We start from the raw sequence: 14,354 nt of genomic DNA, 5'->3' as shown, positions 1-14,354 counted from the left end.
GAAAAGACAACAAACTGAAGTTTTTGCCATCAAAAAAAGCAAAAAAACGTCATATGTCTCACCATGAGACATATAGGAAAAACTTTCCCTTTTTAACTTTCTTCCCTCAATTTTGCAACAACCGCAAAAAACCCCTTGCAAAGTTCCATAAATTGTACTATCTTTGGTCTCACCTAAGAAAAGCCCAGGTAGCTCAGTGGTAGAGCACTTCCTTGGTAAGGAAGAGGTCTCGGGTCCGACTCCCGATCTGGGCTCTTAAAGAGCAAAACCCGCCTTTAACTACAAGGCAGGTTTTATTGTATATTTAGGGAAAAATCTATCCTTTTTTCGACGTCACGGAGGTTCCCATGAGACTTTTCACCACAGACTTTATCTCGGGCAAGGAAATCGAAACTATCTGCATGGTCAAAGGTAGCGTCGTCTTCAGCAAGAATGTAGTCCGCGATGTTTTTGCAGGTCTTAAATCCATTATCGGTGGCGAACTGGCAGGCTATACAGAAATGCTGAACGAAGCTAGGCAGCAGGCTACAGAACGAATGGAACGGGACGCCCGCAATGTTGGCGCTGACGCCATCGTTGGAATTCGCTTTATGACTTCAGCCGTCATGGCAGGCGCCGCAGAAATCATCGTCTACGGAACCGCAGTAAAAATAAAGAAAAAAGAAATCTAGCGGGGGGCACCCCATAAAAAATGTTAGGAGACATAAAATGAGTTTATTAAAGAAGCATTGGCAGAAGTTCATCATTGCATCATTTGCCAGCTTTTGGGCAAGTTGCAGCAATTCGGAATCATCCACACAGCCTGTTTACGACGGGCCGTCTAGTTCCGACGCAGCAACGTCTAGTTCCAGCGAGACAACCCCTAATTCTAGCAGCAATGTGGAACCGACATCCAGTAACAGCGAAAATACGATTCGTCCCTCAAGCAGTTCGTCGAATTCCATTCCCCAGATAGTGCCGCTGTATGGTGTAGTGCAGGAGCCGCTACAGCCGACCTGCAAGCCAGCCATGGTCGAAAGCTATTCGGCCCCTCCTTGCTACGGCGAAATCTGCCCGGATTACGGCGTAGAAATTGTAGAAACGGAAGGCTGCGACTGCAGTGACGGCAGTTCCTACACTCTAGAACAATTTTCCAATCTCTTTGGTGTTAATGAAGACGCAGCAAGAGAATGCAATCCTGGCAACGCAACAGCTCCGAACAATTCCAACGAGGAAAATTCCAGCAGTTCCATGGGCATTAATGAATCGCCTTTTGTAAAAGACAGCGCCTTCATCGATCAACCCGCAGTTTATGGACCTCCTTGTTTTTTCGACGGGACCTGCGCAGAAATTCCTGAAGTTCCCAGCACCGAAGAAAAGGAATAGTCCCGATGAAACTTAGCTTGAAGAAGCGTTTGGCGCTGGAATTTTACCGTCTTTACCGTCATAACGAAATCAAGACTCATCCGCTGACTTATTTCTTCTGGGAATGCACCCTGCGCTGCAACCTGCATTGCCTGCACTGCGGTAGCGACTGTCTGAAGGACGCCATTCCCGACATGCCTCGGGAAGATTTCATGGCTGTGCTGGACCACTTGGCCCCACACATCGACCCCAAGCACTTCATGGTGGTCATCACCGGTGGCGAGCCTCTGATGCGCCAAGACCTGGTGGAATGCGGTCAAGAAATCAAGAAGCGCGGTTACCCCTGGGGAATGGTCAGCAACGCCCTTGCCATGACGCCGCAAAAATTCGTGGACTTGCTAAACGCAGGTCTTCGTTCCCTAACCATTAGCCTCGACGGTCTCCACGATAGTCATAATCACTTCCGCGGAAGTCCCAACAGTTTCGACAACGCCATCCGAGCCATCAATATGGCAACCCACACGCCAGGCCTTACCTTTGACACCATGACCTGCGTCAATAAGCAGAACCTGCCGGAACTTCCGGAAATCCGCGATATGCTGGTCAAGATGGGAGTCAAGCGCTGGCGAATTGCCACCGTATTCCCCAAGGGGCGAGCCAAGGACAATCCGCTGTTCCAGCTCTCCAATCAGGAATTCAGACAGGTCTTTGACTTCATCCGCGAAACAAAGCGGATGGGAGTCATCAACGTAAACTATGGCTGCGAAGGATTCCTGGGCAGCTACGAAAAGGAAGCTCGCAACTATCCTTTCTTCTGCCGAGCCGGCGTAAACGTAGGTTCAGTCCTTGCCAACGGAGATATTTCGGCATGCCCCAGCCTCCGTGGCGACTACATCCAGGGAAACATCTACAAGGATGACATCTGGGACGTATGGCAGAACCGCTACCAGATTATGCGAGACCGCAACTGGGCCCGCCTTGGAGACTGCAAGAAGTGCAAGTACTGGCGTTACTGCGAAGGTTCCAGTCTCCATCTCCGCGACGAGAAAACCAAGGAACTTGCATACTGCCACGTCAAGCGTTTGGAAGACGCCGGGGCGTAACCTCAAAAAAACAGATATCAAAAAAAAGGCTGTCCCATTTTCAGGAACAGCCTTTTTCATATTTGCGCAATCAATTATCGGAGCGTCGGAGTAGTCCAGTCAATCCAATCGGACTTATTCCACTTAATCTGCTCAGAATTCTTGGTGTAGTCAATCTTACCAGTCTTGATTCCATCCTTTTCCAGCAGGAACTTATTGATGAAATCCTTGACTTCGTCAAACTGTCCGTTGGGCAAGGAACAGTGGGCGTGACCGCCTTCCTGGGAATAGGTGTAATTTTCGCTTACGCCCAATGCGTCAAAGACTTCCTTGGAAGCCTGGCCGCAATAGTTGGAAGGAACTTCTCCAAGCCATTCCTGGCCTGCGTTGTCGATAATCAGCAAGGGACGAGGCGCCACCATAGCCACCAGCATATGCTGGTCAAAGGGCAAGGTGTTTTCCTTTCCGTCGTAGTTCTTGAAGGTTGTCTTCATCCAGTTGCCTTCTGAGCCCGCACTATTCAGGCCCTGTACAAACTGTTTGCCCTTCTGCTTGTTAACCTGAGCGCCTACACGCCAAAGAGAAGCGCCACCGGAACCGGATTCCTGGGGAATGGTCAAGGCAATACGGGTATCAAAGGCGCCAACAGCAAGAGAGCCCTTGCCCCAGCGGGAACATCCGGTAATGCCAAGATGCTTTACATCGATGCCAGCTTCCGGAGTTTTTTCCAGAGCGTCAATCAGGCGGCTCACACCCCATGCCCATGCCATGATGGTGCCAGTGCTAGCGTTGGATCCATAAATGTCGTAGAACTTACCGCTACCACGCTGGCTTTCAGGAGCAACATTATCGGGGTTGAAGATAATCTGAGCAATGTCAAGACCAGAGAGGGAGCCACCCAGGCTACCGCAAGTGTTACCCATAAAGCCACCGCCAAAGCCGATCATGGCGGGCTTCGGGTTATCCTTGGTGCCTGCGCCATTGATGGTTACAGCGAAGGAAGCCGACTTACCCTTGTCGGTCACGGTCACGGTAAAGGTGCTTCCTGCAAGTTTGCCTTCCACTTTTTCGGGATTACGAGGTTTATCGCCGTACATGATCTTTTCGTACATGGCGCCAATTTCTTCACGACGGCACTTCCATTCGTCCTTGGAAGAAATTCGTGTTCCAGCCAAAGTGGTGAACGGGTCCGGAAGTTTTGCATTGTTGACGCTAGTAGGAATTTCACTAATCGAGCACTCATCTCGGTAGTCTTCCTTGAAAGCAGGGGCGGCCTCCACTATCGCGCTGGAACTAGAAATCTCTGCGACTTCTGAACTGGAAGACAGCACCTCGCTTTCCGCGGAATCTGCAGAACTTAAAGGCAATTCTGAAACGGAACTTTCCGGATTGACGGAAGAGCTACTTTCCCCCTCCAGATTAGGAACTTCCTCTTGCTCAGAACTCAGGGCCTCTCCACCTACGGGATCCTGCAACACCGACTCGGAGCTTTCCGGCCCCAATAGGCTTTCACTGGAGACAACCCCATTGACGTCTCCCTCTGGTCCAAGACCATTGCTTTTATCATCAGAACAGCCATTCGCAGAGAACAGCCCCAAAACAGCTATGGCAGAAACTGCCAGCATTTTTCTTGTTTTCATAAACCCATCCAATCCCTCTTCTCAACCATTTGAGATCGAGGCCCATACAATATAATCTCAAACGTGACAAGAATCACATTTTGTCCACGATTAACGTTGTTAGACACTACAACATTTTTTCCGGGAAAAACGCCCCTACCGTGCTTTACAAAATTTGTTTTTTAGGGTCAAACGTTTTACGTCTCTTGAAAAGTTCCTTTTTGGATTTTTAGCATGAAAACCCCAAAGCCCTTATTTTTCGCTTATTTCACAATCTGTACAACACGACACCCCCTTTTTTAGATATAATTGAGGGTAATGGATCAACTGAATCTTTCATCTAACCAAGAGCACATTATTGATGTGCTGATTAGAAAGAATCCCGACCTAGATCGTGGGATTCTGTCTAAGGCTGTTGCCTTTATCGCCCAAGCTCACGAAGGACAGTACCGCAAGAGCGGCATGCCCTACACCGAGCACCCCTACGAAGTGGCCAAGATTCTTGCGGACCTTAAGCAGGACCAGCCCACCGTTTTGGCAGGCCTGTTGCACGACGTCGTCGAAGATACGGATCATTCCCTGGAAGAACTTGCCGAAATGTTCGGCGAAGACACCGCATTCATGGTGGACGCCGTCACAAAGATTACAGCAGCCCAGGAAGCCAACAAGACTGCCCAGAAGGCAGAGACTTACCGAAAGCTGATTATCGCCATGGCCAAGGATCCCCGCGTCATCATGATCAAGATCGCGGACCGTATCCACAACATGCGAACCATGCGGTACATGAAGCCCGAAAAGCGCCAGCTGATTGCCCAGGAAACCCTGGACATCTACATTCCGCTGACCCACAGATTCGGTCTCTACAAGCTTAAAAACGAACTTGAAGACCTGAGTTTCAAGTACGTGAACCCCGACGAATACCAAAAACTGGTAGACGCTCTTATCGAGAACAAGGAATCCCGCGAACAGTACATCCAGTCCGTGATTGGCCCGCTCCAGATCAAGATGGCCCTGGAAGATTTCGACTGTACCATCCAGGGACGCACCAAGAACATCTACAGTATCTACAACAAGATGCTCAGTCGCGGCTGCCAGTTCGAAGATATTTTCGACATTTTCGCAATCCGCATCATCGTGGAGTCCATCCCCGAATGCTACCTGGCCCTAGGCTACGTCCATAACCTGTGGACTCCGCTGCAGAGCCGCTTCAAGGATTACATCGCCACCCCCAAGCCCAACCTTTACCAGAGTATCCATACCACGGTTATCGGCCCCGACAACAAGATGGTCGAAGTCCAGATTCGAACCAAGGATATGGACCTTACGGCAGAAAAGGGTTTTGCCGCACACTGGGCCTACAAACTGGAAACCCAGCACGAAGGTGAAGAGCTGGCCTGGTTGAACCACATGGTGAAGCTCCAGTCCGAGATTTCCGACTCCAAGGAATACCTGGACTTCCTGAAGGTTGACTTGAAACCTAGCGGCATGACCGTATTCACCCCCAAGGGTACATCCATAGAACTGCCCCAGGGTGCCATTGTCCTTGACTTCGCCTTTGCCGTACACACGGAACTGGGTCTCCACTGCATTGGCGCAAAAATCAACGATGAAGTGGTAAATCTTGACACCGTGGTCACCCATGGAGCCACCATCCAGATTTTGAAGAGCCCCCACCAGGAACCCAGCCCCGAATGGCTCGAAATGGTCAAGACCGTAAAGGCCAAGCAGGAACTGCGTCGCTGGATGCGAAACAGCATGATCCAGCAGTCCAAGGACTTGGGCAAGGAAATCTGGATTCGAGAACTGCGTCTTGCAAAAATTGAAAAGGACAAACGTCCTGCAGAAGAAGCCATCAACAAATATTTCGGGACCACAAGCGTCGACGACTTCTACGAACGAATCGGCCAAGGTGAACTGCCCCTGGTAGACATCCAGAGATTCCTCAACGGCGACCGCGCCCAGAACAGCAACGATTCTGCAAAGGCTCTGAAGTTCTTCCCCTCGTTCAACAAGGACAAGAAGGCCGAATACCGCGACGAAATGCCGCTGCAGATCGGGCGCGAAACCAGTTTGATGATCCACTTCGCCAAGTGTTGCGCCCCTGTTCCCGGTGACAAGATTGTCGGTGTCCTACGCCCCCAGATCGGTATCGAAGTCCACAACGAAGATTGCCCCGAACTAAAGAAACTGACCGATGGTCAGCAGATCGCCGTGCAGTGGAGCGAGCAGTCAACCCATGCCTTCGAAGTTCACTTGTCCATCGAAAACGACAACCGCAAGAACTTTACCTACGATGTGCTGAAAGCCCTGAAAGACGAGAATCTGTTTATGGATCGGATTTCCTCTGCCGGTGTCAATTATTCCGGCAGGGTTCGTCTCGTATTCAAGGCATACCGCAAGGAACAGGTCGACAACCTTATTTCAAACATCAAGAAAATTCCAGGCGTACGCCAGGTGGTTAAATCATGATTACAACCCTCCACCACAGCGACTATACATTGAAGAACCGTGCATTCAACTGCCGAATGCGCAATCGTTACTACGAAGAAGTATACTACGCCTTCAGAGCCATGTTCCCAAACGAAGTGGCCGAACGCAAAGAACCAAACCCGGTTGCCGATGCCATCTGGTTTCAGCATCTTGGTCACGAGACCAAGCATTTCGAGCATCGTCTTGTGACGTGCCTTGAATATGCCCAGGCAGCAGTTTTTTACGGCAAAGCCGAAAACGCCTCCCTCTATAGCAAGGACAAGCGTTGGGGTATTTTGCAAGAAGAAATCTTCTTGGTACACTTTTTGCGAGAGCTCTTGTCGACGACACGTTACGTGATTGCAAGAATCGAGACAGACCAGATGCTTCAACAATGGGCAGGCGAAATGCAGGATTTGAAAACCAAGCCGGTGGGTTATGGTTACGTCAACGCTATTCAAGAAAAGTTGAACGAAATGAATGCAGCCACCATTGATGAATTCAAGGATTTGCTCAAGCACGTCCTAGACCGATTCCAGATCGGCAACACACTCTTCGGAACCGTACAGGAACTGCAGAACTTCTATTAAGAGGCGCGAGAAATGTCAGAATATGTAATTCTATCCATTTTCCTTTTTTTGGGAGCGTTTATCGCCGCGGCCGCTACCGTGACAGGCCTATTGCTAGGTTACCGCACCAAGAAAACAAAAAACAAGATGGCTCCCTACGAATGCGGTATGGAAACCATCGGCAATGCTCGAATTCAGTTCAAGGTGGGCTACTATCTGTTTGCCCTCCTTTTCCTTGTTTTTGACATCGAAGCGCTGTTCCTGCTTCCTGTCATGGCGAACTTCAAGGAAATCATGGCAGGGCATACAGCCCTCTCCCCCATCGTTGTTGTAATTGACTTGGTAATCTTCCTCGCCATTCTTGTTTCTGGCCTTGCCTACGCCTGGAAAAAAGGACTTCTCAAATGGGAATAATCAACTTTGCTCCTAAGATTCTGGACCCCATTCCCGGCGGCAAGTACGTCGTGAATGCGGTTGACTATGTGGTCAACTGGGCCCGTGCCAATTCCATTTGGCCCCTGACTTACGGCACCAGCTGCTGCGCCATCGAAATGATGAGCAGTTCCATGGCCCGCTATGATATTGCACGTTTCGGTTCCGAAGTGTTCCGAGCATCTCCCCGTCAGGCAGACTTGTTCATTATTGCGGGAACCATTACCCGTCGCATGGCCCCCGCCCTGCAGATGCTGTGGGAACAGATGCCGGGCCCCAAGTATGTGCTTGCCATGGGAGCCTGCACTATTAGCGGTGGCCCCTTCAAGTACGACAACTATTCCGTCGTTCGCGGAGCCGAAAACCTTATTCCCGTAGACGTATTCGTTCCCGGTTGCCCGCCCCGTCCCGAAGCACTTTTCCATGGTCTGCTGACCCTCCGCGAAAAAATCCTCAAGGAAACCTGCCGCGACCCCTGGCACGAGGGTGAAACCAAGGATACAGCCAATTTTGACCGTTACCGCGAAGCCGCCAAGGCCTGGGCCGAACTTGAAAAAATCAAGGACGAAGAAATGGCCGAAGCCCGCGTCAAGTTCAAGGAAGAGAATCCGGACTACAAGAGCGCCTTCAAGCCTGTTCGCGTCGTAAAGGAAACCTTCCCCGAAATTGTACGTGAACCTGTTGCAACCCGCGGTCTTTCCCAGGCAGAAATGTTGAAGAAACTGCAGGAAAAATTTCCGTCAATTACCGTCCGCACCGCTGGAGAAGATTCCGTGGAAACGACGGTCCAGAATATGACCGCAGACACTCCCCTGGAAGTTCTAGTCGATTCCAACGACTACCTTGCAGCGGTTGAATTCGTAAAGAAAGACGCCTCGTTCAAGATGGATTACCTAATTGACGTAACCGCCGCCGACTACAGCGATCATTTTGACTTGATTACCATGCTCCGCAGCATGGAACACGGACACAAGTTGTTCTTCTGCACACAGCTTAAGAAGGACGAAAATGTCGCCGCAGAAAAGCGAGCCACCGCATTGCTCGCCAAGGTTCCTACCGTCAGCCACCTGTACCCCGCCGCCGAGGTCAAGGAACGTGAAGTCTTCGACATGTTCGGCATAGAATTTACAGGTCATCAAGATCTTCGCCGCATCTTCCTGGACAAGGATTTTGTGGGCTACCCCCTCCGTAAGGACTTTACTCACCCCGATATGATTAAGAGGCCCGTATGAGTGTAACACAGCTCCCCCCGGGATTCAAGATCACCCGAGAATCTAACACCGAAGAATTCTTCGTGAACATGGGCCCCCAGCACCCCAGTACTCACGGTGCCTTGCGTCTGGCCCTTCGAATGGATGGCGAAACCATCATTGAAGTCGTTCCCCACTTCGGTTACATCCACCGCGGTATGGAAAAGCAGGCTGAGTCCATGACTTACCTGCAGTACATCGGTATGTCTGACCGTCAGGACTACCTGACCGCCATCCAGAACAATCTTGGCGTAGTTCTTGCTTTGGAAAAAGGCATGAACATCGGCGTTCCCGAAAGACAGGAATACATCCGCGTCATGCTCTGCGAACTTGGACGTATCGCAAGTCATCTGGTGTTCTTCGGCTGCTTTGGCGGCGACCTTGGCGGACAGACCTGCTTGCTGTTCGGCTTTAAGGAACGTGAAATGATTCATGACATTCTTGAAGAAGTCACCGGTTCCCGCTTGACCACAAACTACTTCCGCCCCGGCGGAAGCCGTTTCGACGTCCCCGAAAATTTCATTCCTCGCGTCAAGGCATTCCTGGATCATCTGGTCGGTGCCATGCGGGACTACGAACGTTTCCTTTCCAAGAACATCATTGTGCAGGAACGTTCCATCGGTATTGGCGTACTTTCAAGGGAAGACGCAATTGCCTACGGATGTTCAGGCCCCGTACTTCGCGCCAGCGGCGTTGACTTCGACGTGCGTAAGGCAAATCCCTACAGCATCTACAATCAGCTGGAATTTGACGTACCCACCACAACCAATGGCGACTGCTATGACCGCTACAACGTTCGCATTGCTGAAATCCACGAATCTATGCGAATCCTCCGTCAGTGCATCGACAAGTTCCCCACAGAAGGTCCCTGGCGTTCCAAGGAAAAGCCGGTGAAGCTTCCCGTCGGTCGTTTCTACAGCGAAGTTGAAACCGCGAAGGGTCTCTACGCCACCTATGTGGTTGCAGAAACAGCCAGCGACAAGCCCTATCGTATTCATACCCGCGGCCCCAGCTTCCCCCATATTGCAGCATTGAACAAGATGGTGCAAGGTCACACGGTTTCCGACTTGGTAACCATCATGGCAACTCTGGACCCGGTGATTCCGGAAATTGACAGATAAGGAGTTTGACTTTTATGTTCGTACCCTCTATCACAAATCCAATTGGCGATGTTGTTCGCGAATGGGTGCCGAAGCTTGCAGAATACCTGCCGGCAGCCATCCAGTCCGACACACTGAACACGATCGTAGCCTTCCTGGTAAACGCAGTCATCTGCGTCATTGCAGTTTGCGCCGTAAACATCGGTTCCGCCCCCATCCTCATCTATATGGAACGTAAGGTTTGCGCCCATGTGCAATGCCGTCTTGGCCCCATGCGCCTTGGCTGGCACGGCACCATCCAGACCATCGCCGACGTTCTGAAGATGCTCTTTAAGGAAGTGTACAACCCCGGTGGCGTTGACAAAGTCATGTACTACATGGCCCCGCTGATCGTGCTGATAGCCCCTTTCATGGTAGCAGCCCTTATTCCCTTTGGCCCCACCCTGGTGGTTGCCGATGTAGATATGGGCATTCCCCTGATTATCGCAGTCAACGGATTTGGCGTTCTCGGCATCTTGCTGGGCGGCTGGTCCAGTAACAACAAGTACTCCCTGCTCGGAGCCCTCCGTAGCGGCGCCCAGATGATCAGCTATGAAATTTCCTTCGCCATGATTCTGCTTTTCGTGGTGATGTTTTCCGGATCGACCAACCTGATGGATATCACCCAGAGCCAGAGCGGTACCGTTCTTGACTGGATGATTTTCAAGGTTCCTGTACTTGGCTTTATCGCCTTTATCCTGTTCTTCATTTCCAGTACTGCAGAAATGAACCGCGCGCCGTTTGACATTGCCGAAGCGGAACAGGAATTGACCGGCGGTTACCACACGGAATACACAGGCACCCCCTTCGCCATGTTCTACCTGGCAGAATACATTGCCCTCGTCACCAACTCCGCACTGGCCACCACCTGCTTCCTGGGAGGTTTCCACGCACCCTGCATCGGAGTCGCTGCCGTAGACACCTACCTGAACATGGTTCCCGGTGTTATCTGGTTCTTTGCAAAGGTCTACTTTATGATCTGGTGCTACATGATGGTCCGCTGGACTTTTGTGCGCCCCCGTGTAGACCAGTTGATGAGTTTCGAATGGAAGTTCCTGCTGCCGGTAAACTTGTTGGTACTGGTAGCAGGCGCAATCTACATCGCGTTGTTCTAAGAGGATTTTATAATGGCTGAAAGAATAACTGCAAAACAGTATTTCAAGCGCTACTTGAAGCGCTGCATTACGGGTCCCTGGAGTCTGATGTGCGGTTTGTCCGTTACCCTCAAGTACTTCTTCAACCCCAAGCGTATTGTTACGGAACAGTACCCCGAAAACCGCAAGACTTTGAAGATGCACGAACGTTACCGCGGCCGTCTCCAGATGGTCGAAGACGCCGAAGGAAACAACCACTGCACCGCTTGCGGCATGTGCGAACGTGCCTGCCCCAACGCAAGCATCAACGTTCTTCCCACGAAGAACATCGCCGGCAAGAAAGTGCTGGGCCGTTACGTCTATCATTTTGCCAGCTGCACCCAGTGCGGTCTCTGCGTAGAAGCCTGCCCCTTTGGCGCAATCCGCATGTGCCAGGAATTTGAAGTGGCTACCACAGACCCCAGCACGCTGGAAATGATCTTGAACAAGAAGGAGGGACAAGGTTAATGCCTAACATTTCCCAGATACTTCCTGCACTGTCTCAGGCCTTCCCCCTCGGCGGCATGGACATTGCATTCTATGTGGTTGCAGCCATCATGCTGTTTACCGCACTGTTGACTGTTGCCGTACGAAACATACTGCAAAGTGCCGTATTCCTCATTTTCTCCTTTGTGGGTACAGCAATCCTTTACATGTTGCTCCATGCGGAATTCATCGCCTTGGCCCAGATCATGGTTTACGTGGGCGGCGTGGTGATTTTCGTCGTATTCACCATCTTGCTTACAAGCCACTTGGGAGAAGATTCCTTCAAGGCTAAGATGCCTCGCACCTTTGCGGCATTCGCACTGGCTATCGCCTTTGTTGCCGTAATGGTCAAGATGATCTTGCCTGTTAAGGAACTGACAGTTTCTACGCCTAGCGCACCCGAAGGATTCGCTTCGCTGAACGCCTTTGCCTTACGGCTTTTGAGTTACGGCGCAGACGGATTCGTCATACCTTTTGAAGTTGTAAGCATTTTACTCTTGATGACCTTGATCTGTTCCATCACCATAGCTCGCAAGGGCAAGGAAGACATGAAGGGAAACAAGGAGGTTCAAAAATGACTTTGATGAACTGCCTAATCCTCGCATTTTTGCTGTTTGGCATTGGCGTCTGGGGCCTTATGCACCGTCGTCACCTGGTGGGTATGCTGATTTCCATTGAACTCATGCTCAACGCAGCAAACATCAACTTTATCTCGTTCGCCTATTTCACAGCTAGTGACGCTACGGCGGGCGCCCTGTTTAGCATTTTCGTCATTGCCGTAACGGCCTGCGAAATGGCAATCGCCCTTGCCATTGTAGTCAGTATGTATCGCCGCTACAAGAGTCTTGACGTTGAACAGTTGAGGGACCTCCATGATTAACGACGTTTCCATCAGCTATCTTATCTTCTTGATGCCGCTTCTCACTTTTGTGGTAAACGGTATCTTCCTGGGACGTAAATCAGCCAAGGGTGCAGCAATCTTTGCAATTATCTGCAACGGCATCGCATTCGCTTCGGCTCTGTCCCTGGCCATAAGCTACTTCAGTTCCGGATACGCTCCCCAGAAGGCAATTCTTTTCGAACTTCCGTTCCTGAAGTTTGCAGAAACCTTCGTGGCCAACATAGGCCTTCTGGTAGACCCTCTCAGCATCATGATGCTGGTGGTGGTTACCTTTATCGCCTTCATGGTCAATATCTACAGCGTAGGCTATATGCGTGGCGACCGCGCCGAAGGACGTTTCTTTGCGCTGCTTTCGCTGTTCAGCTTTAGCATGCTGGGCCTGGTTGCCGCCACCAACCTATTCCAGATGTTCATCTTCTGGGAACTGGTGGGTGTATCAAGCTACCTTCTGATCGGTTTCTGGTATCACAAGCCTTCTGCAGTAAGCGCCTCCAAGCAGGCCTTCATCCTCACCCGCTTCGCTGACAGTTTCTTCCTGTTCGGCATCGTGTTGGTCAGCTATGTTCTGCAGACCTTTGACTTCGCCAACATCAACAGCATTTCCCTCATTGCATTCAAGAAGCAGGTCATAAACCTGGGCATCATGAGCATTTCCCAGGCAGACGCCCTGATTCTTGGTTCCATCATGATCTTTACTGGTGGCTGGGGCAAGTCTGCCATGTTCCCCATGCACATCTGGCTGCCCAATGCCATGGAAGGTCCGACCCCGGTATCCTCCATCATCCATAGTGCAACCATGGTGGTGGCAGGTGTCTATCTGGTAGCACGCCTGTTCCCCTTCTTCGCCGCCTGCGGCGATGCACTTACCTTGATTATGTGGGTTGGCGCATTCACTATGGTATTTGCCGCTGTAATCGCCTGCACCCAGAAGGATATCAAGCGTATCCTCGCCTACTCTACCCTGAGTCAGCTGGGCTATATGATGTTCTCTCTCGGAGCCTGTAAGATTGGCGATGCCGTCATCGTAACCGGTTGGACAGCCTCCACCTTCCATATCTTTACTCACGCCTTCTTCAAGTGCAGTTTGTTCCTGATTGCTGGTAGCTTGATTCATCAAGTTCATACCAATGATCTGGATGCCATGGGTGGTCTCCGCAAGAAGATGCCCATCACCTACATCTGCGCCCTGATTTCCATTTTGGCCATTTCCGGTATTCCGCCCTTCTCCGGTTTCTTCTCCAAGGACGAAATCATTCTGGCGGCATTCCAGGGTCATCATTATGTAGTGTTCGGTTTGGCCTTGCTCACCAGCGGTCTCACCACCTTCTACATGTTCCGTCTGTTCTTCCTGGCATTCCACGGTAAGCCCCGTTGCCACTCCGTTGCAGAAGGCCACGTTCACGAAGACTTCGCCATGACCTTGCCTATCGCAATCCTTGCAATCCCTGCTCTGGCTAGCGGTTTTGCAGCAAAGGGTCTGTTCGAACATTTCTTTGTGCCGGGCAAGCTCCGTGTTCCTCAACTGGTCTTACTCCCCGAGGCTCATTGGATTCCTGTTGTCGCCATTGGCGTTGCTGTTCTCGCCCTGTTGATTGCCTGGTTCCTTTATGCAAGTCCCAAGGCTAAAATTGAACGGGCCCTGGATGACACCAACCGCTGCGGAATCTACAAGACCATCTATCACAAGTTCTACTTCGACGAAATGTATTACTGCGTCGTCCGCCAGTTCGTCATTGGTGGCATCGCAAAAATCGCTCGTGGAATTCAGGACGTGGTTATCGAAGGTCTGGTCGCATTCGCCGTCTGGTTCGTACACAAGTTGGGAAATCTGGTTCGTACCGCCCAGAGCGGCAACCTGACTTTCTACGTGGGCACACTGATCGTGGGCATTATCATTTGGCGTTTCATCGGGAATCTCCCCTTCTAAGCA

General features: G+C 51.0%; 14 protein-coding genes, 1 tRNA gene and 1 pseudogene. 15 read left to right on the top strand and 1 reads right to left on the bottom strand.

Going from position 1 to position 14,354, the window contains the following annotated elements:
* Positions 1 to 182 precede the first annotated feature (182 nt).
* The 4 genes from MMG03_RS07560 (at position 183) to MMG03_RS07545 (ending at position 2,447) form a co-directional block, all read left to right on the top strand.
* Positions 183 to 254 (top strand) — tRNA-Thr (locus MMG03_RS07560).
* 93 nt (positions 255 to 347) lie between these two features.
* Positions 348 to 671, top strand: coding sequence for a YbjQ family protein (locus tag MMG03_RS07555; RefSeq protein ID WP_101479472.1), 324 nt, complete (start codon positions 348 to 350; stop codon positions 669 to 671).
* Between the two features lie 37 nt (positions 672 to 708).
* Positions 709 to 1,365, top strand: a complete 657-nt coding sequence (locus tag MMG03_RS07550; RefSeq protein WP_249506001.1) for a hypothetical protein — start codon at positions 709 to 711, stop codon at positions 1,363 to 1,365.
* Positions 1,366 to 1,370: 5 nt separating this feature from the next.
* Entirely contained in the window at positions 1,371 to 2,447 is a 1,077-nt protein-coding gene (locus MMG03_RS07545) for a TIGR04133 family radical SAM/SPASM protein (RefSeq protein ID WP_249506000.1), read from the top strand.
* Between the two features lie 74 nt (positions 2,448 to 2,521).
* Here MMG03_RS07545 and MMG03_RS07540 read toward each other — a convergent pair whose 3' ends face one another.
* Positions 2,522 to 4,066, bottom strand: a complete 1,545-nt coding sequence (locus MMG03_RS07540) for a hypothetical protein (protein WP_249505999.1) — start codon at positions 4,064 to 4,066, stop codon at positions 2,522 to 2,524.
* A gap of 297 nt (positions 4,067 to 4,363) precedes the next feature.
* Between MMG03_RS07540 and MMG03_RS07535 the strand changes: the two genes are divergently transcribed.
* The 11 genes and pseudogenes from MMG03_RS07535 (at position 4,364) to nuoL (ending at position 14,351) form a co-directional block, all read left to right on the top strand.
* The gene (locus MMG03_RS07535; protein ID WP_249505998.1) at positions 4,364 to 6,514 is read left to right on the top strand and encodes a bifunctional (p)ppGpp synthetase/guanosine-3',5'-bis(diphosphate) 3'-pyrophosphohydrolase; all 2,151 of its coding nucleotides are present in this window, start codon (positions 4,364 to 4,366) and stop codon (positions 6,512 to 6,514) included.
* The gene (locus MMG03_RS07530; protein ID WP_073158258.1) at positions 6,511 to 7,104 is read left to right on the top strand and encodes a hypothetical protein; all 594 of its coding nucleotides are present in this window, start codon (positions 6,511 to 6,513) and stop codon (positions 7,102 to 7,104) included. The genes MMG03_RS07535 and MMG03_RS07530 overlap by 4 nt, the downstream gene beginning before the upstream one ends.
* A 12-nt stretch (positions 7,105 to 7,116) precedes the next feature.
* The gene (locus MMG03_RS07525) at positions 7,117 to 7,497 is read left to right on the top strand and encodes an NADH-quinone oxidoreductase subunit A (protein WP_073158255.1); all 381 of its coding nucleotides are present in this window, start codon (positions 7,117 to 7,119) and stop codon (positions 7,495 to 7,497) included.
* Positions 7,488 to 7,970 (top strand): annotated as a pseudogene (locus MMG03_RS16085) (NADH-quinone oxidoreductase subunit B); the annotation flags it as partial. The gene MMG03_RS07525 and the pseudogene MMG03_RS16085, both read left to right, overlap by 10 nt.
* A gap of 117 nt (positions 7,971 to 8,087) precedes the next feature.
* A complete protein-coding gene (locus MMG03_RS16080; RefSeq protein WP_346348707.1) occupies positions 8,088 to 8,747 on the top strand; it encodes an NADH-quinone oxidoreductase subunit C in 660 nt (219 codons plus the stop codon).
* The gene (locus tag MMG03_RS07515; protein ID WP_073158250.1) at positions 8,744 to 9,886 is read left to right on the top strand and encodes an NADH-quinone oxidoreductase subunit D; all 1,143 of its coding nucleotides are present in this window, start codon (positions 8,744 to 8,746) and stop codon (positions 9,884 to 9,886) included. Before MMG03_RS16080 ends, MMG03_RS07515 begins: the two co-directional genes overlap by 4 nt.
* Positions 9,887 to 9,900: 14 nt before the next feature.
* Entirely contained in the window at positions 9,901 to 11,019 is a 1,119-nt protein-coding gene (locus MMG03_RS07510) for a complex I subunit 1 family protein (protein WP_073234971.1), read from the top strand.
* Positions 11,020 to 11,031: 12 nt separating this feature from the next.
* A complete protein-coding gene (locus MMG03_RS07505; protein ID WP_073158244.1) occupies positions 11,032 to 11,505 on the top strand; it encodes a 4Fe-4S binding protein in 474 nt (157 codons plus the stop codon).
* A complete protein-coding gene (locus MMG03_RS07500) occupies positions 11,505 to 12,101 on the top strand; it encodes an NADH-quinone oxidoreductase subunit J (RefSeq protein ID WP_083538125.1) in 597 nt (198 codons plus the stop codon). The genes MMG03_RS07505 and MMG03_RS07500 overlap by 1 nt, the downstream gene beginning before the upstream one ends.
* Entirely contained in the window at positions 12,098 to 12,403 is a 306-nt protein-coding gene (gene nuoK, locus MMG03_RS07495; protein ID WP_073158242.1) for an NADH-quinone oxidoreductase subunit NuoK, read from the top strand. Before MMG03_RS07500 ends, nuoK begins: the two co-directional genes overlap by 4 nt.
* Positions 12,396 to 14,351, top strand: coding sequence for an NADH-quinone oxidoreductase subunit L (nuoL, locus tag MMG03_RS07490; protein WP_073158239.1), 1,956 nt, complete (start codon positions 12,396 to 12,398; stop codon positions 14,349 to 14,351). Before nuoK ends, nuoL begins: the two co-directional genes overlap by 8 nt.
* Positions 14,352 to 14,354 lie beyond the last annotated feature (3 nt).

The organism is Fibrobacter sp. HC4 (genome assembly GCF_023373925.1).
Classification (GTDB): Bacteria; Fibrobacterota; Fibrobacteria; order Fibrobacterales; family Fibrobacteraceae; genus Fibrobacter.
This window is presented reverse-complemented; position numbering and strand designations above follow the sequence as displayed.

Coding starts and splice junctions, on each gene's coding strand:
- MMG03_RS07510 (WP_073234971.1), top strand. CDS start 9,901: ATGTTCGTACCCTCTATCACAAATCCAATTGGCGATGTTGTTCGCGAA.
- MMG03_RS07515 (WP_073158250.1), top strand. CDS start 8,744: ATGAGTGTAACACAGCTCCCCCCGGGATTCAAGATCACCCGAGAATCT.
- MMG03_RS16080 (WP_346348707.1), top strand. CDS start 8,088: ATGGCCGAAGCCCGCGTCAAGTTCAAGGAAGAGAATCCGGACTACAAG.
- MMG03_RS07555 (WP_101479472.1), top strand. CDS start 348: ATGAGACTTTTCACCACAGACTTTATCTCGGGCAAGGAAATCGAAACT.
- MMG03_RS07535 (WP_249505998.1), top strand. CDS start 4,364: ATGGATCAACTGAATCTTTCATCTAACCAAGAGCACATTATTGATGTG.
- nuoK (WP_073158242.1), top strand. CDS start 12,098: ATGACTTTGATGAACTGCCTAATCCTCGCATTTTTGCTGTTTGGCATT.
- MMG03_RS07530 (WP_073158258.1), top strand. CDS start 6,511: ATGATTACAACCCTCCACCACAGCGACTATACATTGAAGAACCGTGCA.
- MMG03_RS07550 (WP_249506001.1), top strand. CDS start 709: ATGAGTTTATTAAAGAAGCATTGGCAGAAGTTCATCATTGCATCATTT.
- MMG03_RS07545 (WP_249506000.1), top strand. CDS start 1,371: ATGAAACTTAGCTTGAAGAAGCGTTTGGCGCTGGAATTTTACCGTCTT.
- nuoL (WP_073158239.1), top strand. CDS start 12,396: ATGATTAACGACGTTTCCATCAGCTATCTTATCTTCTTGATGCCGCTT.
- MMG03_RS07540 (WP_249505999.1), bottom strand. CDS start 4,066: ATGAAAACAAGAAAAATGCTGGCAGTTTCTGCCATAGCTGTTTTGGGG.
- MMG03_RS07505 (WP_073158244.1), top strand. CDS start 11,032: ATGGCTGAAAGAATAACTGCAAAACAGTATTTCAAGCGCTACTTGAAG.
- MMG03_RS07525 (WP_073158255.1), top strand. CDS start 7,117: ATGTCAGAATATGTAATTCTATCCATTTTCCTTTTTTTGGGAGCGTTT.
- MMG03_RS07500 (WP_083538125.1), top strand. CDS start 11,505: ATGCCTAACATTTCCCAGATACTTCCTGCACTGTCTCAGGCCTTCCCC.